Origin of the sequence: Burkholderia sp. BCC0405 (genome assembly GCF_902833075.1) — a bacterium.
Classification (GTDB): Bacteria; Pseudomonadota; Gammaproteobacteria; order Burkholderiales; family Burkholderiaceae; genus Burkholderia.
In genome coordinates, this window is record NZ_CADFEO010000016.1 from 175415 (window position 1) to 195385 (window position 19971).

The window sequence follows — 19971 nt, forward strand, 5'->3', positions numbered from 1 at the left end:
ACGGCGCGGCGCCGGGGAGAACGGGTGAGACGGGGCCGGTTGCCGGACGATGCGCGGCGACCCGCGATGCGGCTGCCCCGCTGCGGTGCACGCCGATTGCGTGCGGGCGCCGGGAGGCACGGCGGTCGGGTCGAACCCGGCCCGGCGCCGCTGGCTGGCGCGCACGACGAGCGGCGCGGGCCTGAAAGTGCGTAGGATCGTCAATCGGGCCCGAAAATGCAAGCCGACCGCGTTACATGGCGCCGGTTCCGGCCGACTTTGACAAACAATGCAAATGGCCGTCCGGCCGATGCATTTCGATGCGAGCCCGGTTGCGGCAGGGCGACGCCGACGGCAGCCGGCGATCGCTCGCGGACGCGCCGGGCCGGACGAAGCCGCGCAGGCGAGCGCGCTGTCGAGCGTCCACCCGCCGCATGTTTATGCGCCGGACTTGCCCGTCGCGCCGGCGTCGCCGCCCGGCGTCGCGTTGGCCGGGCACGGCACGAACGGCGCGGTGGCCGTCTTGCTGCCGGCGGCAGACGCCTTGGCGGCCGGTGTGCCGCGGTGCGCGGCCATCGCGCGCACGCCGGCCGCGGCTTGCGTGGCAATCACGTCGAGCGCGCGCCGGTGGCCGGCGACGAGCGCGTCGTAGCCATCGGCGACCGGTTCCGCGACGCTCGTGCGGCACGTCATCACGGCCTGCGTGGCGAGCGAGCGCACGCTCCACACGGCGTCGACCGCCGCGCGCTTGCCGGGCCACGACTCGAAGCGCTGCACGTTCACGCTGATGCGATACACGGGCACGCCGGGCGGGTACGCGGAATTCGCGACGTCGATCGTGCCGAGCTGCGCGGCGAGATCGTCCGACAGCGCGCGGCGGATCTCGTCGGCGGGCGGCGACGCCCAGCGTTCCTGCTCGAGCACGTCGACCTGCGCGGCGTTCTTCTGCACGACCAGCTGGTTCTTCGCGACCTGCTCGGGCACGCCGACGGACGGCACCTCGATCAGGAACGCCGGGTTGGCCGGCGCGGTGCGCAGTGGCGCTGCGGCATCGGCCGGGCTGAGCGTGTAGAACCGCGCGGGCGGCGAGCTGCACGCGGCGAGCGCGAGGGCGGCGACAGCCGCCGCCGCGCCGCTCGCGAAACCGTTCACGCGTGTGGTCATGGTTGATCTCCTGGCTTGCCCTTGAGCAGCGATTCGGGGTGACGCTCGAGGTAGTCGGCGAGCGCGTTCAGCGACTGCAGCGTGCGCGTGAGCTCCTTCAGCGCGCCGCGCACGTCGGACTGCAGCGGCGAATCCTGCTGCAGCGTCGCTTCGGCGGTCGAGAAGGTCTGCTTCGCGGCCGACAGCGTGTCGCGCGCTTCCGGCGCGACCTGCGTGTCGAGCTGCTTGAACAGCTTGTCGGCGTTCGAGAGCGCGCTGTTCAGGTTTGCGCCGATCTGGTCGAACGGCACCTTGTCGAGCTTCTTCGCGATGTCGGCGACCTGCAGCTGCAACTCGTCGAGCGTGTTCGGCACGGTCGGCAGCTCGAGCGGCTGGCGCGCCGTGTCGATCTTCACGGCCGGCGCCTTCGGGAAGAAGTCGAGCGCGACGTACAGCTGGCTCGTCAGCAGGTTGCCGGTGCGCAGCTGGCCGCGCAGCCCGTGCTGGACGAGCCGCTCGATGATCTCGCGGCGGGCCGGTTCGCCCTTGCTCTCGATCGTTTCGCGGAAGCGGCGTCCGAGGCGCTCCGGATACACGTTCATCGTCACCGGCATCAGGAAGTTCTTCGTCTTCGGATCGAAGTCGATGCCGATGTTCGTCACTTCGCCGAGCACGATGCCGCGGAAGTCGACCGTCGCGCCGACGGCGAGCCCGCGCAGCGACTGGTTGAAGTTCATCACGACCTGCAGCGGCTGGCCGTCCGGGTCGCGCATCGCGTCGCCCTCGTCGGACGCGAGGCGGAACGTCGTGTTGTTCGGCGCCGTCGCGCCGGAGCCCTGGTTCGGCGGCGTCTGGAACGCAATGCCGCCGAGGATCACCGTGGCGAGCGACTGCGTGTTCAGCTTCAGGCCGCTCGAGTCGAGCCGCAGGTCGACGCCGCTTGCCTGCCACCAGCGCGAGTTCACGCCGACATACTGGTCGTACGGCGCATTGACGAACACGTTGAACGTGACGCCGGTGCCGTCCTTGTCGAGCGAGAAGCCGACCACCTGGCCGACCTGCACGCGGCGGTAGTAGACGGGCGAGCCGATGTCGACCGAGCCGAGCGAATCGCCGCGCAGCACGTATTGGGTGCCTTTCTGGTCGCCCGTGACGGCGGGCGGCGTCTCGAGGCCCGTGAAGTCGGTCAGCGTATCGTCCGAGCGCCCGGCGTCGACGCCGATGTACGCACCGGACAGCAGCGTGCCGAGCCCCGACACGCCGGTCGCGCCGACGCGCGGCCGCACGATCCAGAAGCGCGAGCCCTTCACCGCGAAGTCCTCGGCTTCCTTCTTGAGCTGCACCTGGACGAGCACGCGCGACAGGTCCTTCGACAGCTTGATCGTCTTGACCATGCCGATCTCGACGTCCTTGTACTTGACCTGGGTCTTGCCGGGCTCGAGCCCTTCGGCGCTGTGGAAGCTGATCGTGATTTCGGGGCCGCGCTCGCGCACGGACTTGATCACGAGGCCGATGCCGATCAGCGCGGCGATCAACGGCACGAGCCAGACGAGCGACGGCAGCCAGCCGGATTTCGTCGAGATCGTCGGATCGGGCGGCCGGGGCGCGTCGTGCTGCGGGCCTTGTGGACTATTCATGGTGATTCCCTGAGGTTTCGACTGGATCCCAGATCAGGCGGGGATCGAACTGCATCGACGCGAGCATCGTCAGGATCACGACCGAGCCGAACGCGAGCGCGCCGGGGCCGGCCGTGATGACGGCGAGCGAACGGAAATGGACGAGCGCGACGGTCAGCGTCACGACGAAGATGTCGAGCATCGACCAGCGGCCGATGCGCTCGACGATCCGGAACAGGCGCGTGCGCTGCAGCGGCCGCCAGGCGGTGCGGCGCTGCGCGCTGATCACGAGGATCAGCAGCACGCCGAGCTTGAGCATCGGCACGAGGATGCTCGCGACGAACACGACGACGGCGAGCGGCCAGTCGCCCGATACCCAGAAATAGATCACGCCGCTCATGATCGTGTCTTCCTGCGAGCCGACGATCGACGCGGTGCGCATGATCGGCAGCAGGTTCGCGGGAATGTAGAGAATCGCGGCCGCGAGCAGCAGCGCCCACGTGCGCATCAGGCTGTTCGGCGTGCGGAAATGGAGGGCGCTGCCGCAGCGCGCGCAATGTGCGTGCGGATGGTCGAGCGTCTGCACGAGGCCGCACGTGTGGCAGCTGACATAGCCTTCGCGGGCGGCGGTCGGGATCGTCATCGGCGGGCGGCTTCCGGCAGCGGGGCGGCATCGTCGGGCTGCCCGGGAGCGCGCCCGGCGCGCAGGTCGTCGGCGATGTCCCACAGCGTGCGCGGATCGAACATCAGCACGACCGCGATCATCAGCGTGAGCGCGGCGAACGCGAACAGCGCGGCATCGGGTACGACACGCGCGAGGCTGACCATCTTCACGATGGTCACGAGGATGCCGAGCATGAACACCTCGATCATCCCCCAGGGCCGCACGAGTTCGATCGCACGCAGCACCAGGTTGAAACCGGGCGGCACGACACCGCGCCGGATCGGCAGCAGCAGGTACAGCAGCGCGGCCATCTCGACGAGCGGGAACAGCACGGTCGAGCAGAACACCATCACGCCGACGATCGCCATGTCCTGGTGCCACAATGAATCGATCGCACCGATCAGCGTGGTCTGCACGCGGTTGCCGTTCACGTCCATTTCGAGGATCGGGAACGCCTGCGCGATCGTGAACGTGATCAGCGCCGCGAGCGCGAGCGCGCAGATCCGCTCGATCTGCGCGGCGCTGTTGCGATAGAGCAGCGCGTCGCAGCGCGGGCAGCGCGCGGATTCACGTCCGCTCAGGCGCGGTTTGTGCAACAGTGCGTCGCATTCGTGACAGGCAATCAGGTCGTTTCGTTGCATGGAAAAGGCAGTTGTGCGACGGTTGGGAAGACGCGTCGACGGGGCCGGAACCCGCGCCAATCTTACCAAAAGGCCTTTTTCGGCGTGTCAACGATCGCGGGTTCGGTGACCGAGCGGTAACATGACAGGAAACCGTCAGCCGGCTGGCGTGCCTGTCTTCAGAGTCCGCGCGTGTCAAAAGGTTGCGGTAGCATGGCGCCCTTGACAAGCGTCGGACGAATGGCCGGCGCGGCCGTTCGCTGAACTGAGGAATCCAAGATGGCATCGAAATCGCTGCCGGCCAGGCCGGTACGCTATACGCAGACGGCGATCGCGCTGCACTGGCTGATCGCGCTGCTGATCGTCTGCGCGTTCGCGCTGGGCTGGGTGATGACCGACATCCCGGGCTTCACGCCGACCAAGCTGAAGTACTTTTCGTGGCACAAGTGGATGGGCGTGACCGTATTCGCGCTGGCCGTCATCCGTGTGCTGTGGCGTGCGACCCACGTGCCGCCGGCGCTGCCGGGCGGTACGCCGGCGTGGCAGCGTGCGGCGTCGCATGGCGTGCACATCCTGCTGTACGTGCTGATGATCGTGATTCCGGTGACGGGCTACCTGTACAGCTCGGCGTCGAACATCCCGGTCGTCTATCTCGGCATCGTGCCGCTGCCGCGGCTGATCGACCCCGATCCGGTGCTGAAGGAAACCTTCAAGACGCTGCACGTGTCATTGAATTACATTCTGCTTGCGCTCGTCTCGCTGCACGTGCTCGCGGCGCTCAAGCACCAGCTGTTGGACCGCGACGGCCTGCTGTCGCGGATGCTCCCCTTTGCCAAATGAAGGATCCCATGAAGATGTCGTTCTCCCGCCCCATGCTGGCCGCGCTCGCCGCGGTGTCGTTTGTCGCGTCGGGCACGGCGCACGCCGATGTCGATCTCGCGAAGAGCAAGGTGTCCGCCGTGTCGAAGCAGATGAACGTGCCGACCGAAGGCGCGTTCAAGAAGTTTTCCGCGCAGGTGAAGTTCGACCCGGCCAAAGCCGCGCAGGGCAGCGCCCAGATGACGATCGACGTCGCGAGCTATGACCTCGGCGACAAGATGTACAACGACCAGGTCGCCGGCAAGGACTGGTTCGACGCGAAGACGTATCCGCAGGCCACCTTCGTGTCGTCGGCGATCGCGCCGGCGGGCGGCAACAAGTACAACGTGACCGGCAAGCTGACGATCAAGGGCAAGTCCGAGAACGTCACGGTGCCCGTCACGGTCACGCAGAGCGGCGCGACGCAGACCTTCGACGGCGTGCTGCCGATCAAGCGCTCGACGTTCAACGTCGGCACCGGCGAGTGGAAGGACACGTCGGTCGTCGCGGACGAAGTGCAGATCAAGTTCCATCTCGTCGCCACCAAGTAAGCGGCGGGCTGTCGTCTCACCTGAATGCCGCGCGAGGGCGCGGCGCCGTTCCAAGGAGAAAGAGTTTGAAAAAGCAACTGATCATCGCCGCAGGCGCGCTGGCAGCGTCGCTGTCGTTCTCGGCCTTCGCCGAAAGCGTGACGTACCAGTTCGACCCGAGCCACACGTACCCGAGTTTCGAGGCTGACCACATGGGTGGCCTGTCGGTCTGGCGCGGCAAGTTCGACAAGTCGAGCGGCACCGTGACGCTCGACCGCGCGGCGAAGACGGGCACGGTCGACGTGACGACCGACATCGCATCGATCCACACCGGCAGCGCGAAGCTCGACGAGCATCTGCAGACGGCCGATTTCTTCGACGCAGCCAAGTTCCCGCAGGCGAACTACAAGGGCGCGATCAAGTTCGACGGCGACAAGCCGGTGTCGGTGGTCGGCAACCTGACGCTGCATGGCGTCACGAAGCCGGTGACGCTGAAGATCGATTCGTTCAAGTGCATGCAGCACCCGATGCTCAAGCGTGAAGTGTGCGGTGTCGACGCCGTCGGCGAGTTCGACCGCAGCGATTTCGGCCTCGACTACGGCAAGCAGTACGGCTTCAAGATGAAGACGAAGCTGCTGATCACGGCCGAAGCGCTCAAGCAGCAGTAAGCCCGCCGGCCGGGCCAGCCTTCGCGCCGGCCCGCCGCGAGAGCGCCGCCGCGTTCCCGTCAGGGGCGCGGCGGTTTTTTTTGCGCGCCTATAATCGCCCGAGCGTCGTGCGCGGCGCCGGGCAGGCCGACGGCGCGCGCGGCCGCCTCGAACAGAACGTACAACGACAAGGAGATCGCCGATGCATGCCGTCACGCAGTCCCGTTCCATTGCCTCGTCGCCGCGCGTGTGGCGCGCGGTGGTCGCCGCGTCGATCGGCAATGCGCTCGAGTGGTTCGATCTCGTCGTCTACGGCTTCTTCGCGGTGACGATCTCGAAGCTGTTCTTTCCGGCGGGCAACGATACCGTGTCGCTGCTGCTCACGCTCGGCACGTTCGGCGTGTCGTTCTTCATGCGCCCGCTCGGCGCGATCGTGCTCGGTGCGTACGCCGACCGCGCGGGCCGCAAGGCCGCGCTCACGCTGTCGATCCTGCTGATGATGGCCGGCACGCTGATCATCGCGGTGCTGCCGACCTACGAGACGATCGGCGTTGCCGCGCCGGTGATCCTCGTCGCCGCGCGGCTGATGCAGGGCTTCTCGGCCGGCGGCGAGTTCGGCAGCGCGACCGCGTTCCTCGCCGAGCACGTGCCGGGCCGGCGTGGCTTCTTCGCGAGCTGGCAGGTCGCGAGCCAGGGGCTCACGACGCTGCTTGCGGCGGGCTTCGGCACCGTGCTGAACGCGCAGCTCACGGCCGCGCAGATGGCCGCCTGGGGCTGGCGCGTGCCGTTCTTCTTCGGCCTGCTGCTCGGGCCGGTCGCGTACTACATCCGCACGAAGGTCGACGAGACCCCCGAATTCCTCGCGGCGGAAGGCACCGCGAACCCGCTGCGCGATACGTTCGCGTCGCACAAGGCGCGTCTCGTCGCCGCGATGGGCGTGGTCGTGCTCGGCACCGTCGCGACCTATCTCGTGCTGTTCATGCCGACCTACGGCGTGAAGCAGCTCGGCCTCGCGCCGTCGGCCGCGTTCGCGGCGATCCTCGTCGTCGGCGTGATCCAGATGGCGTTCGCGCCGCTCGTCGGCCACTGGTCGGACACCTACGGCCGCGTGCGCGTGATGATCGCGCCGGCCGTCGGCATTCTCGTGCTGATCTACCCGGCGTTCGCGTACCTGGTCGCCCATCCGGGCTTCGGCGCGTTGATTGCACTGCAGGTGCTGCTTGCGTTCCTGATGACCGGCTACTTCGCGGCGCTGCCGGGTTTGTTGTCCGAAGTGTTTCCGGTGCAGACGCGCACGACCGGGATGTCGCTCGCGTATAACGTCGCGGTGACGATCTTCGGCGGCTTCGGGCCGTTCATCATCGCGTGGCTGATCAAGGCGACCGGCTTGAAGACCGCGCCGAGCTTCTACCTGATGTTCGCGGCCGTGCTGAGCCTCGCGGCGCTGGTCGTGCTGCGCAAGCGGTTCGGCTTCCGGTAACAGGGCGGGCAGCGCGCGTCAGTTGCCGGCGCGCTCGCATACGGGCTGCGCGGGCATCAGTTGCGGTCGGGCTTCGACCGTCTGCACGGGGCGCCCGGCGAGCGCGGCAAGCGCCTGCCTGAGCTGCCAGTCGGTCGCCGTGCCGAACACGCGCTGCGGCAGCGCCGCGCTCTTTGCCGTATCGATCTTCGCGAGCGCACGCTGCTCGCGCAGCTTCTGCCGTTCCTTGCGCACCTTCGCGAACGGATCGGGCGCCAGCCGGTCCGCATACGGCGCGCGGGCGAGATCGGCTTCCCGGTACCACAGCAGTACGCCGTCGACGTCCGAGTCGCGGCGCGGCGGCACGAGCCAGTCCGGCACGACGCCGTAGCCGTCCATCGGGCAGCCGTTCGGCCGCAGGTTGCGCGCGAACGTGAAATTCAGGCGCGTGCCGTCGATCAGGTCGACCCCCGTCTGCGCGAGCCCCTTCCCATAGGTCGGCATGCCGAGCAGTTTCGCGCGGCCGAGATCCTTCAGCGCCGCCGCGGTCGCTTCGGCGGCCGACGCGCTCTGTCCGTCGACGAGCACGACGAGCGGCACGGTGCGCCACCAGTCGTCGGCCTGCAGTGGCGCGAGCGGATCCTGTCCATGCATGACCGGCAATTCGTAATCGGGCCAGTTGGTCGTGTAGCGGCGGCGGTTGGCGTCGCCGCGCTCGACCGTCACCATCGCGGTGCGGTCGCGGCCGGCGAACAGCGCGGTGATGCCGATCGCCGCATTGAGCGCGCCGCCGCCGTTGATGCGCAGGTCGAGAATCACGCCTTTCACCGGCGGCCCCGCGCGGCGCGCGGCCTGCACCGCGTCGATGTAGTCGCCGACCGCCGGTTCGGGAAAGCTCGACAGCCGCGTGTACAGGATGTCGCCGTCGAGCCGTTTTGCGGTCGCGGGATGCGGTTTGAGGATCGCCCTCACGGGCGCGAAGCTCAGCACCGCGTGCGACGGGCCGCGCTGGACCGTGAGCTTCAGCGGCACGCCCGCGTCGCCCTTGGCGAGCCGGGTCAGGTCGGCGGCGTCGATGCCGATGACGCTCGTATCGTTCATCGCGACGACGAGATCGTCGGGGCGCACGCCGGCCTTTTCCGCGGGCGCGTCGGGAATCACGTCGACGATGTGCAGCCCGTCGGGTCGCGTCTCGAACACGATGCCGATGCCGGGCGTGCCGTCGCGCACGCGCCGTTCGTCTTCGCGCCGCTCCTGCTCCTCCTTCGCGTCGAAGAAGCGCGCGTACGGTAGCGTCTTGATGCCCGCGTGGGTCGTTGCGTCGAGCAGCGCGCCGATGTCGACGTCGGTCAGGTGCTGCCGCTTCAGGACTTCAACCGCGGCCTTGAGCTCGCAGATCTGCGGCTCCCAGTCGGGCGGGCAGGGCGAGGGCGGCCGGGCGGTGGCGGGCGAGGAGGCGGATGAGGAAGGGAGGGCAGAAGCGGGCGCAGAAGCGGGCGCAGAAGCGGGCGGGGCGGACGCCGGCTGTTGGGCACCGGCGGACGACGCACACGGCAGGAGCGCGGCCGCGACGGTTGCGCAAGCGGCAAGGCGAAGAACGACACGCGTGGGAGGCATCATCGGGACCGCACGTTTGAACGGAGGGTGAAGGTGCGTTAGCCGGCAGGCGGCGCGGCGGGACGGTCACGATTGTAGCCGACGCGCGTGACGGGGCTGGGCGAGCGGGCTGCGCGGTGTCGGTCGAGTGGGCATGAAAAAAGCCGACCCAACCGGGCCGGCTTTTCGTCTGTGCCGAAGCAGCGTGGCGCTTAAACCTGCGCGCCCGCGTTCGGATCGTCCGGATCGTGCGCGGTCTTCTTTTCCTTGATCAGGTCTTCGCGCTTGATGCCGAGCCACATCGCGAGCGAGCCCGCGACGAACACCGACGAGTAGATGCCGAACATGATGCCGACCGTCAGCGCGAGTGCGAAGTAGTGCAGCGTCGGGCCGCCGAAGAAGAACATCGACAGCACCATCATTTCGGTCGACGTGTGCGTGATGATCGTACGCGACATCGTGGTCGTGATCGCGTGGTTGATCACTTCCTGCACGCTCATCTTGCGTTCGCGGCGGAACGTTTCGCGGATCCGGTCGAAGATGACGACCGACTCGTTGACCGAGTAGCCGAGCACCGCGAGGATCGCCGCGAGCACCGCCAGCGAGAACTCCCACTGGAAGAACGCGAAGAAGCCGAGAATGATCACGACGTCGTGCAGGTTGGCGATGATGCCGGCCACTGCGTACTTCCACTCGAAGCGGAACGACAGGTAGATCACGATGCCGATCACGACGCACGCGAGCGCGAGCAGGCCGTCGGTCGCGAGCTCCCGGCCGACCTGCGGGCCGACGAACTCGACGCGCTGCAGCGTGACGTCCGGGCTCTGCGCCTTCAGCGCGCTCATCACCTGGTCGCTCTGCTGCGCGGACGTGAGGCCCTCCTTCAGCTGCAGGCGGATCAGCACGTTGCGCGACGTGCCGAAGTTCTGCACCTGCGCGTCGGCGTAGCCGAGCTTGCCGAGCGTCGCGCGCACGGGTTCGAGTTCAGCGGCCTGCTGGTACTGCACCTCGATCACCGTCCCGCCGGTGAATTCGACGGACAGGTGCAGCCCGCGGTGGAACAGGAAGAACACGGCGGCGAGGAACGTGACCAGCGAGATCACGTTGAACACCAGCGCGTGCCGCATGAACGGAATGTCTTTACGGATGCGGAAAAATTCCATGGTTTCGTCTCCGGGGCCTTATTGGGTCGAGCCCGGTTTCTTCGGCGACACGCCTTGCTGCGCGCGGTTGCGCAGCTGCGGCTTGCCGGTGCGCGGCGCGTTGCCCTTCGCGGGGGCGGCGAGCTTCGCGGCACGCGCGGTGTCGGTCGATTCGTCGGCGTCGGAGAACGATGCGCCGGCAGCGGCGCCTTCCGGCTTCCACACCTGGCCGATCGCGAGCGACTTCAGCTTCTTGCGGCCGCCGTACCAGAGGTTGACGATCCCGCGCGAGAAGAACACCGCGGAGAACATCGACGTCAGGATACCGAGGCAGTGCACGATCGCGAACGCGCGAACCGGGCCCGAGCCGAACGCGAGCAGCGCGAGGCCGGCGATCAGCGTCGTGACGTTCGAGTCGAGAATCGTCGCCCATGCGTGCGCGTAGCCGGACTGGATCGCGAGCTGCGGCGGCTGGCCGGCGCGCAGTTCTTCACGCACGCGCTCGTTGATCAGCACGTTCGAGTCGATCGCCATGCCGAGCGCGAGCGCGATTGCGGCGATACCGGGCAGTGTCAGCGTCGCCTGCATCAGTGACAGCACGGCGACGAGCAGCAGCAGGTTGACTGACAGGCCGATCACCGAGACCACGCCGAACAGCATGTAGTACGCGATCATGAACACGGCGATCGCGCAGAAGCCCCAGATCACCGAGTGGACGCCCATCTTGATGTTGTCGGCGCCGAGGCTCGGGCCGATCGTGCGTTCCTCGATGATGTCCATCGGCGCGGCGAGCGAACCGGCGCGCAGCAGCAGCGCGAGGTCGGCCGCGGCCTGCGGCGTCGGCTGGCCCGTGATCTGGAAGCGGTCGCCGAGTTCCGACTGGATCGTCGCGACCGTCAGCACCTCGCCCTTGCCCTTCTCGAACAGCACCATCGCCATCGGCTTGCCGATGTTGTCGCGCGAGACCGTGCGCACCGCGCGGCCGCCGGCCGAATCGAGACGGATGTTGACCGACGGACGCTGGTGTTCGTCGAAGCCGGCCGACGCATCGATGATGCGGTCGCCGGTGAAGATCACGTCCTTCTTCAGCAGCACCGGCGCCTGGTTGCCCTGCGTGAACAGCTCTTCGCCCGGCGGCACCGGGTCGTTCGGGTTCGGGTGCGTGTTGATCGGGTCGGCGAGGCGCGCCTCGAGCGTCGCGGTGCGGCCGATGATGTCCTTCGCCTTCGCGGTGTCCTGCACGCCCGGCAGCTCGACGACGATGCGGTCGCTGCCCTGCTGCTGCAGGATCGGCTCGGACACGCCGAGTTCGTTCACGCGGTTGTGGAGCGTCGTCAGGTTCTGCTTGAGCGCGGCGTCCTCGACGGACTTCTGCACGGCCGGCGTGAACGTGCCGACGACCTGCGTGCCGCCGCCGCCGGGCTGGGTCGCCCATTGCAGTTCGGTGATCGACAGCGCGAGCACCTTGCGGGCGTCTTCCGCCGTCTGCGCATCGCTGAAGTTGACGACCACGGACTGGTCGACGCGGCTCACGCCGCCGTCGCGGATGTTCTTGTCGCGCAGCAGCGTGCGCGCGTCGGACGCGTCGGAATCGAGCTTCTTCGTCAGCGCGCCCGTCATGTCGACCTGGAGCAGGAAGTGGACGCCGCCGCGCAGGTCGAGGCCGAGATACATCGGCAGCGCGTGCAGGGCGGTGAGCCAGCGCGGCGACGCGCTCTGCAGGTTCAGGGCGACGACGTACTGCGGATCGTTCGGGTCGGCGTTCAGCGACTTCTGCAGCAGGTCCTTGACGCGCAACTGCGTATCGGTGTCCTTCAGGCGCACGCGGATGTTCGCGTTGGTCGCCGTGTTCTCGAAGGTGACGTCGTCCGGCGTGATCTGCGCGGAGGCGAGCGCCGATTCGACCTGGGTCAGCGTGGTCGAGTCGAGCTTGACCGTGGCCTTGCCGCTCGACACCTGCACCGCCGGCGCTTCGCCGAAGAAGTTGGGCAATGTGTACAGAAGGCCGATGGCGAGCGCCACGACCATCACGACATATTTCCAGAGTGGATAACGATTCATGAGGGAGCCGAACGGGTGGTTGGCGTGAAAGCGTCGCGTCCGGCGCCGCGGCGGCCCGCTCTCTCAGGCGGGCACGGCGCGGGGAGCCGGACGCTCGGTGAAGGGCTTACAGCGACTTGATCGTGCCCTTCGGCAGAATGGTCGTGACCGCAGCCTTCTGCACGGTGATTTCGGTGCCTTCGGCGATCTCGACGCCGATGTAGCCTTCGGTGACCTTCGTCACCTTGCCTACGAGGCCGCCGCTCGTGACGACTTCGTCGCCCTTGGCCATGGCCGCGAGCATGTTGCGGTGCTCCTTCTGACGCTTCATCTGCGGGCGGATCATGATGAAGTAGAGCACGGCAAACATCAGGATGAGCGGCAGGAAGCTCATCAGGCTCGATTCGGCGCCACCGGCACCTTGGGCGAACGCGTTGGAAATGAACGGCACGTTGGTCTCTCCGTAGAGGAAGATCGAAAAATAAGCCGGTTATTCTACCACCGGCCCCATGCGCTAACGGCGCTGCAAATGCGCTTTCGGATCAAGCCGTTAAAGCGCGAACCGGCACCGTTGCGACTTGTTTGGAAAGGCAATTGTAATGTTTGGCGGTCGAGTTCGGCAGTTGGCGCGCGTTATTTAGTGCATGTCCTATGTGGCGAACCGCCGCGCGGCCCGCCGGCCGTCAGTCGACGCCTCTTGCACGATCCTCCGCGAAGCGCTGGCGGAACGCGTCGAACGTGTGGGTCTCGATCGCTTCGCGGATCTCGCTCATCAGCTGCAGGTAGTAGTGCAGGTTGTGGATCGTGTTGAGCTGCGCGCCGAGGATCTCGCCGACGCGGTGCAGGTGATGCAGGTAGCCGCGCGAGAAGTTCTGGCACGTGTAGCACGTGCAGCTCGCGTCGAGCGGCTTCAGCGAGTTCTTGTGCGTCGCGTTGCGGATCTTCACGTCGCCGAAGCGCGTGAACAGCCAGCCGTTGCGCGCGTTGCGGGTCGGCATCACGCAGTCGAACATGTCGACGCCGTTCGCGACGCCTTCGACCAGATCCTCCGGCGTGCCGACGCCCATCAGGTAGTGCGGCTTGTTGGCCGGCAGCTTCGGGCCCACGTGGCGCAGCACGCGCATCATGTCTTCCTTCGGCTCGCCGACCGACAGCCCGCCGATCGCGAGGCCGTGGAAGCCGAGTTCCGCGAGGCCCGCGAGCGATTCGTCGCGCAGGTCCTCGAACATCCCGCCCTGGACGATCCCGAACAGCGCGTTCGGGTTGCCGAGCCGGTTGAACTCGTCGAGCGAGCGCTTCGCCCAGCGCAGCGACATGCGCATCGAGTCGGCCGCTTCCTTGTGCGTGGTCGGCACGCCGTTGGTCGCATACGGCGTGCACTCGTCGAACTGCATGACGACGTCGGAGTTCAGCACCTTCTGGATCTGCATCGACACTTCCGGCGACAGGAACAGCTTGTCGCCGTTGATCGGCGACGCGAACGTGACGCCGTCCTCGGTGATCTTGCGCAGGTCGCCGAGCGAGAACACCTGGAAGCCGCCCGAGTCGGTCAGGATCGGCTTGTTCCAGCCCATGAAGCCGTGCAGGCCGCCGTGCGCGTCGATCGTGTCGAGGCCCGGGCGCAGCCACAGGTGGAACGTGTTGCCGAGGATGATCTGGGCCTTGATCTCGTGCAGCTCGCGCGGCTGGATCGCCTTCACGGTGCCGTACGTGCCGACCGGCATGAAGATCGGCGTCTCGACCACGCCGTGATTGAGCTTCACGCGGCCGCGGCGCGCATGGCCGTCGGTCGCCAGCAGTTCGAATTCGAGCCCGTTCGCCGGGCGCTCCTGCACGGGGGCGTGCGTATCTTGGGATGAACCTTCGGTCATCGCGTCATTCTCCTTGCCACCGGAGAACAGTCCGGCGCGTGTTGGAAACGCCGCCGGCAAGCCGGCAGCGGGGAAAAACGGGGGGTGCGCCATCGTAGCGCGCGGCGGGCGAACGGCGGCTGAGCGGCGTGCGGGCCGTCGCGCCTGCTTCGCTCAAACGCGCGGCGCCTCCGGCGTGTCGCGCCGCGTGAGCAGCATCGCATCGCCGTAGCTGAAGAAGCGGTAGCGTTGCCCGATCGCATGCCGGTACGCGGCGCGGATCGTCTCGACGCCCGCGAACGCGGACACGAGCATCAGCAGCGTCGACTTCGGCAGGTGGAAGTTCGTGACGAGCCGGTCGACCACGCGAAAACGATAGCCGGGCGTGATGAAGATGTCGGTCTCGGCCTGCGTGGCCGCGAGCGGGCGGCCCGCTTCGTCGGCAGCGCGCGCGGCGGCTTCGAGCGCGCGCATCGACGTCGTGCCGACCGCGATCACGTTGCCGCCGCGCGCGCGGGTCGCGGCGATCTTGTCGACGAGCGACTGCGGCAGGTCGTACCACTCGCTGTGCATCTTGTGCTCGGCGATGTTGTCGACGCGCACCGGCTGGAACGTGCCGGCGCCGACGTGCAGCGTCAGCGTCGCGCGCTCGACGCCCATCGCGTCGAGCCGGTCGAGCATCGGCTGGTCGAAGTGCAGCCCGGCCGTCGGTGCGGCGACCGCCCCCGGGTTGCTCGCGTAGACGGTCTGGTAGCGCGTCTCGTCGGTCGCGTCCGGATCGTGCTCGATATAGGGCGGCAGCGGCAGGCGGCCGTACCGTTCGATCAGGTCGAGGCACGGCTCGGGGAAGTTCAGCGTGAAGAACGGCTCGACGCGCTCGCCGACCGTCACGTCGAACGTATCGGCGAGGCGCAGCGTCGTGCCGGCGCCCGGCGACTTGCTCGCGCGGATCTGCGCGAGCGCCGTGTGCGTACCGGTCACGCGCTCGATCAGCACCTCGATCTTGCCGCCGCTGGCCTTCTGGCCGAAGAACCGCGCCTTCAGCACCTTGGTATCGTTGAAGACGAGCAGGTCGCCGGCCGAGATGCACGACGGCAGCCCGGTGAAATGGCGGTCGACCAGGCGCGCGGGCGCGACGGTGCCGTCGACCTCGAGCAGGCGGCTCGCGGTGCGATCGGGCAGCGCGGTTTGTGCAATCAGCTCGGGCGGCAGATTGAAATCGAAATCGGAAAGCGTGAACATGCGGGCTGGTTCGAAGCGGCCGGCGGGCGTCGCCGGCAGGGCGGAAACGCGTAAATGGGGCGCGCGAGCCGCTATGATGGCGGGATGCGCGGCCTGGCCGGCGTCGTTCGTTCGGACGACGTGAAAGCCGCTATTGTACTTGCCTTGCGAAGCACCCAGACGATCCGATGCCAGTGTCACCACGCCGTTCCCCCGCTGCCGTTGCCGATTCCGCCGATCCGTTCGACGCGGAGGATGTCGCGCCGCCCGCGCCAGACGCGGCGGAGCGCACCGCGCCGCGCCGTGCCGGCCTGAAGCGCGGTGCCGACGGCAGGCTCGCGCAGCCGGCCGCCGCCGCGCCCGATGCCGATAGCGCTGCTGCAAGCGACGCAGCGGGCGCGAAGCGCAAGAAGAAGCCGGCCGCCGACAAGCCCGTGAAGACTGTCGACAAGCTCGCGAAGCTCGGCCTGACGCGCTCGATCGATCTGGTGCTGCATCTGCCGATGCGCTATGAGGACGAAACCACGCTCACGCCGATCGGCGAGCTGCTGCCGGGCGGGATCGCGCAAACGGAAGGCGTCGTGTTCGACAACGAGGTCGCCTACCGGCCGCGTCGCCAGCTGGTCGTGAAGATCCAGGACGACGACGGCGAGCACCTCGTGCTGCGCTTCCTGAATTTCTACGGCTCGCAGGTCAAGCAGATGGCCGTCGGCCAGCGCCTGCGCGTGCGCGGCGACGTGCGCGGCGGTTTCTTCGGGATGGAGATGGTGCATCCGGCGGTGCGCGTCGTCGAAGCGGATGCGCCGCTGCCGCAGGTGCTCACGCCCGTCTATCCGAGCACGGCCGGCGTGTCGCAGGCCTATCTGCGCAAGGCGATCGAGAACGCGGTCGAGCGTACGCCGCTGCCCGAGCTGTTGCCGCCCGAGATCCAGCGCGACTACCTGAAGCCGCTCGACGTGCCGACGCTCGAGCAGGCGGTGCGGATCCTGCACCACCCGCGTGTCGATTCCGACGAAGCCGCGCTGATGGATGGCTCGCATCCGGCCTGGACGCGCATCAAGTTCGAGGAACTGCTCGCGCAGCAGCTGTCGCTCAAGCGCGCTCACGAGGAGCGCCGCACGCGCGCGGCACCCGCGATGCCGCGCCGCACCGCGAGCGATGCCGATGCGCTCACCACCCGGCTCTACGCGGCGCTGCCGTTCACGCTGACGGGCGCGCAGGCGCGCGTCGTCGACGAGATCGCGCACGATCTCACGCTCGCGCACCCGATGCAGCGCCTGCTGCAGGGCGACGTCGGCAGCGGCAAGACCGTCGTCGCGGCACTGGCCGCCACGCAGGCGATCGACGCCGGCTACCAGGCCGCGCTGATGGCGCCCACCGAAATCCTCGCGGAACAGCACGCGCGCAAGCTGCGTGCGTGGCTCGAGCCGCTCGGCGTCACGGTGGCGTGGCTCGCGGGCAGCCTGAAGGCGAAGGAAAAGCGCGCGGCGATCGAGGCGGCCGCGCTCGGCACCGCGCAGCTCGTGATCGGCACGCACGCGATCATCCAGGACACGGTCGAATTCGCCCGGCTCGGCCTCGTGATCGTCGACGAACAGCACCGTTTCGGCGTCGAGCAGCGGCTCGCGCTGCGTGCCAAGGCCGCGAACGCGGCCAACGGCGCGCGCGACTTCCAGCCGCACCAGCTGATGATGTCGGCCACGCCGATTCCGCGCACGCTCGCTATGACGTATTACGCGGATCTCGAGGTCTCGACGATCGACGAGCTGCCGCCGGGCCGCACGCCCGTGCTGACGCGCCTCGTCGGCGATGCGCGGCGCGAGGAAGTGATTGCCCGCGTGCGCGAGGCCGCGCTGACCGGGCGTCAGGTGTACTGGGTGTGCCCGTTGATCGAGGAGAGCGAGACGCTGCAGCTGCAGACGGCCGTCGAGACCTACGAGACGCTCGCCGCCGCGCTTCCGGAGCTGAAGGTCGGGCTCGTGCACGGCCGGCTGTCGCCGGCCGACAAGGCGGCCGTGATGGAAGCGTTCACGCGCAACGACGTGCAGCTGCTGGTCGCGACGACCGTGATCGAGGTCGGCGTCGACGTGCCGAACGCGTCGCTGATGGTGATCGAGCACGCGGAGCGCTTCGGCCTCGCGCAGCTGCACCAGTTGCGCGGCCGGGTGGGGCGCGGCACCGCGGCGTCGGTGTGCGTGCTGCTGTACACGGGGCCGCTGTCGCCGACCGGCCGCGAGCGGCTGAAGACGATGCGCGAGACGACCGACGGCTTCGAGATCGCCCGGCGCGATCTCGAGATCCGCGGCCCCGGCGAATTCCTCGGCGCACGCCAGTCGGGCGCGGCGATGCTGCGCTTTGCGAACCTCGAGACCGACGGCTGGCTGATCGAACCGGCCCGCGAAGCCGCGACGCGGCTGATTGCCGCGTATCCCGAGATCGTCACGCAGCATCTCGCGCGCTGGCTCGGCGCACGGGAGCAGTATCTGAAGGCCTGATCCCCGGGGCGGGGCCGGATTTAAAACCGCCGTTTGAAGCATTTCGATGCCGAGAAACTTGGCGAACCGGCGTCACAGGGTGTATAAATTAAACCTATCGCCTGTATATCCCTGATTGACCCACAATGACGCTGACTGAATTGAAATACATCGTCGCGGTCGCGCGCGAACGGCATTTCGGCCGCGCGGCCGAAGCATGCTTCGTGAGCCAGCCGACGCTGTCGGTGGCGATCAAGAAGCTCGAAGACGAGCTCAACGTGCAGATTTTCGAACGCGGCGCGAGCGAAGTGAGCGTGACGCCGATCGGTGACCAGATCGTCACGCAGGCGCAGCGCGTGCTCGAGCAGACCTTCGCGATCAAGGAGATTGCGAAGCAGGGCAAGGACCCGCTGGTCGGCCCGTTCCGCCTTGGCGTGATTTACACGATCGGGCCCTACCTGCTGCCGACGCTCGTCAAGCAGATGATCCAGCGGGTCCCGCAGATGCCGCTGATGCTGCAGGAAAACTACACGCTCAAGCTGCTCGAACTGCTGAAGCAGGGCGAGATCGACGCCGCGATCATGGCGCTGCCGTTTCCGGAAACCGGCCTGATGGTGCGTCCGCTGTACGACGAGCCGTTCGTCGTCGCGCTGCCCGCCGGTCATCCGTGGGAAAAGCGCGAGGAAATCGACGCCGAGGACTTGAAGCAGGAAACCATGCTGCTGCTCGGCAACGGCCACTGCTTCCGCGATCACGTGCTCGGCGTGTGCCCGGAGCTGATGCGCTTCTCGCAAACGGCCGACGGCATCCAGAAAACCTTCGAGGGCTCGTCGCTCGAGACGATCCGCCACATGGTCGCAAGCGGCGTCGGCATCACCGTGCTGCCGCGCATGTCGGTCGCCGAGGTCGGCCCGCGCGCGAACGGCCCCGACGCCGAACTGCTGTCGTATGTGCCGTTCAACGAGCCGGTGCCCGACCGCCGCGTGGTGCTCGTGTGGCGCAAGAGCTTCACGCGGATGCCCGCGATCGACGCGATCAGCGACGCGATTTCCGCGTGCGAGCTGCCGGGCGTCGCGAAGCTCGACATGCCGGCGACGATGAACTGAGCACGCCGCGCATGCGCGAGTGGCAGCACGATGAACGGGGTCGAGCGACCTCGTTTATTTTTCCCTATAGCATAGATAAAATTTATTAAATTTACTTAATTGATAGATATTAATAGAATGATTTACATGGATCGGCGTGATGTCGACGACTGATCCGCACGGTGAATGCAAGCGTCAAAGGAGGATGTCATGATGCGGTCGGTATTGCAGCACGCGCAGCGGAACATCCCGTCGCGCGACGCGGTCGTACATCGCGCCAGGGCGGCGGTTCGCAGCCTGCGTCCGATTGCGTTCGCGTACTTGGCGGACCGTGTGTATGGTGGCTGACCGCCGCCACGCGCCGGTTCAGTGTTCCCCCGATTCACCGCCGTCAAGCCATGAGGGAGCATCGCATGTCCGAAAGATGGAATACCGCCCGCAGCGCCGGCACGACGCCTGCCGGCAGCCGGTTCCCCGAGCGTCCCGCCTGCGGCCCATCGCGGCAGGAGCGCGCGCCACAGGCCGCGCACGACATCCCGTAGTACGACAGGAGGACCAACCTGTTCCGTTTCCCATCCCCGCAATGACACTCCATCAACCGCGTCCGGCATGCCGCCGGAGCAAACCGGTGGAGTCATACGAGCAAGCCAAGGAGAAATCGCATGTCGAACGAAACGAAGTGCCCGTTCAACCACACCGCTGGTGGCGGCACGTCGAACAAGGACTGGTGGCCGAATCAACTGAACCTGAACATCCTGCACCGGCACTCGGCGCTGTCCGATCCGATGGACCAGGATTTCGACTACGCCGAGGCGTTCAAGCAGCTGGACCTTGCGGCGGTGAAGCAGGACCTGCACGCGCTGATGACGACGTCGCAGGACTGGTGGCCGGCCGACTTCGGCCACTACGGCGGCCTGTTCATCCGCATGGCCTGGCATAGCGCCGGCACGTATCGCACGGCCGACGGCCGCGGCGGCGCGGGCGGCGGGCAGCAGCGCTTCGCGCCGCTCAACAGCTGGCCGGACAACGTGAGCCTCGACAAGGCGC

At 67.6% G+C, this 19971-nt stretch carries 17 protein-coding genes and 1 pseudogene; 8 read left to right on the plus strand and 10 right to left on the minus strand.

What is annotated here, in order from left to right; genetic code table 11:
• Positions 1-417: 417 nt before the first annotated feature.
• From HWX36_RS25195 to HWX36_RS25210, 4 genes are read right to left on the minus strand one after another with little or no spacing between them, the layout of a single operon-like run.
• Entirely contained in the window at positions 418-1143 is a 726-nt protein-coding gene (locus HWX36_RS25195; protein WP_175955775.1) for a PqiC family protein, read from the minus strand.
• On the minus strand, positions 1140-2759 hold the full coding sequence (locus HWX36_RS25200; RefSeq protein ID WP_175955777.1) for an MlaD family protein: 1620 nt from the start codon (positions 2757-2759) through the stop codon (positions 1140-1142). The genes HWX36_RS25195 and HWX36_RS25200 overlap by 4 nt, the downstream gene beginning before the upstream one ends.
• Entirely contained in the window at positions 2752-3381 is a 630-nt protein-coding gene (locus HWX36_RS25205; RefSeq protein WP_175955779.1) for a paraquat-inducible protein A, read from the minus strand. The genes HWX36_RS25200 and HWX36_RS25205 overlap by 8 nt, the downstream gene beginning before the upstream one ends.
• Entirely contained in the window at positions 3378-4043 is a 666-nt protein-coding gene (locus HWX36_RS25210) for a paraquat-inducible protein A (RefSeq protein WP_175955781.1), read from the minus strand. Before HWX36_RS25210 ends, HWX36_RS25205 begins: the two co-directional genes overlap by 4 nt.
• Positions 4044-4301: 258 nt before the next feature.
• Between HWX36_RS25210 and HWX36_RS25215 the strand changes: the two genes are divergently transcribed.
• The 4 genes from HWX36_RS25215 (at position 4302) to HWX36_RS25230 (ending at position 7537) form a co-directional block, all read left to right on the plus strand.
• Positions 4302-4862, plus strand: coding sequence for a cytochrome b (locus HWX36_RS25215; RefSeq protein WP_175955783.1), 561 nt, complete (start codon positions 4302-4304; stop codon positions 4860-4862).
• Positions 4863-4870: 8 nt separating this feature from the next.
• Entirely contained in the window at positions 4871-5431 is a 561-nt protein-coding gene (locus HWX36_RS25220) for a YceI family protein (protein ID WP_175955785.1), read from the plus strand.
• A gap of 65 nt (positions 5432-5496) precedes the next feature.
• On the plus strand, positions 5497-6078 hold the full coding sequence (locus HWX36_RS25225; RefSeq protein WP_175955787.1) for a YceI family protein: 582 nt from the start codon (positions 5497-5499) through the stop codon (positions 6076-6078).
• A 181-nt stretch (positions 6079-6259) separates the two neighbouring features.
• Positions 6260-7537, plus strand: a complete 1278-nt coding sequence (locus HWX36_RS25230; protein WP_175955789.1) for an MFS transporter — start codon at positions 6260-6262, stop codon at positions 7535-7537.
• 18 nt (positions 7538-7555) lie between these two features.
• On the opposite strand, the gene HWX36_RS25235 is transcribed toward HWX36_RS25230, so the two are convergent.
• The 6 genes from HWX36_RS25235 to queA form a co-directional block, all read right to left on the minus strand.
• A complete protein-coding gene (locus HWX36_RS25235; RefSeq protein WP_175955791.1) occupies positions 7556-9136 on the minus strand; it encodes a S41 family peptidase in 1581 nt (526 codons plus the stop codon).
• Between the two features lie 188 nt (positions 9137-9324).
• On the minus strand, positions 9325-10275 hold the full coding sequence (gene secF / locus HWX36_RS25240) for a protein translocase subunit SecF (protein ID WP_175955793.1): 951 nt from the start codon (positions 10273-10275) through the stop codon (positions 9325-9327).
• 18 nt (positions 10276-10293) lie between these two features.
• Positions 10294-12315, minus strand: coding sequence for a protein translocase subunit SecD (gene secD, locus HWX36_RS25245; RefSeq protein WP_175955796.1), 2022 nt, complete (start codon positions 12313-12315; stop codon positions 10294-10296).
• 106 nt (positions 12316-12421) lie between these two features.
• Entirely contained in the window at positions 12422-12745 is a 324-nt protein-coding gene (yajC, locus tag HWX36_RS25250; protein WP_006476868.1) for a preprotein translocase subunit YajC, read from the minus strand.
• A 232-nt stretch (positions 12746-12977) separates the two neighbouring features.
• Positions 12978-14165 carry a tRNA guanosine(34) transglycosylase Tgt gene (gene tgt / locus HWX36_RS25255; RefSeq protein WP_175955797.1) on the minus strand — a complete coding sequence of 396 codons (1188 nt, stop codon included), beginning with the start codon at positions 14163-14165 and terminating at the stop codon, positions 12978-12980.
• Positions 14166-14318: 153 nt separating this feature from the next.
• Positions 14319-15386, minus strand: a complete 1068-nt coding sequence (gene queA / locus HWX36_RS25260; RefSeq protein WP_175955799.1) for a tRNA preQ1(34) S-adenosylmethionine ribosyltransferase-isomerase QueA — start codon at positions 15384-15386, stop codon at positions 14319-14321.
• A 167-nt stretch (positions 15387-15553) separates the two neighbouring features.
• On the opposite strand from queA, the gene recG reads away from it, so the two are divergent.
• The 4 genes and pseudogenes from recG to HWX36_RS25275 form a co-directional block, all read left to right on the plus strand.
• Positions 15554-17860: an ATP-dependent DNA helicase RecG gene (gene recG, locus HWX36_RS25265; RefSeq protein WP_175955802.1), complete on the plus strand. Its 2307-nt coding sequence runs from the start codon at positions 15554-15556 to the stop codon at positions 17858-17860.
• Positions 17861-17985: 125 nt separating this feature from the next.
• Complete coding sequence (locus HWX36_RS25270; protein WP_043189592.1) at positions 17986-18945, plus strand: hydrogen peroxide-inducible genes activator; 960 nt, start codon at positions 17986-17988, stop codon at positions 18943-18945.
• Positions 18946-19337: 392 nt separating this feature from the next.
• Entirely contained in the window at positions 19338-19466 is a 129-nt protein-coding gene (locus tag HWX36_RS37685; RefSeq protein WP_279613401.1) for a hypothetical protein, read from the plus strand.
• 120 nt (positions 19467-19586) lie between these two features.
• A pseudogene (locus tag HWX36_RS25275) lies at positions 19587-19971 on the plus strand (catalase-peroxidase); the annotation flags it as partial.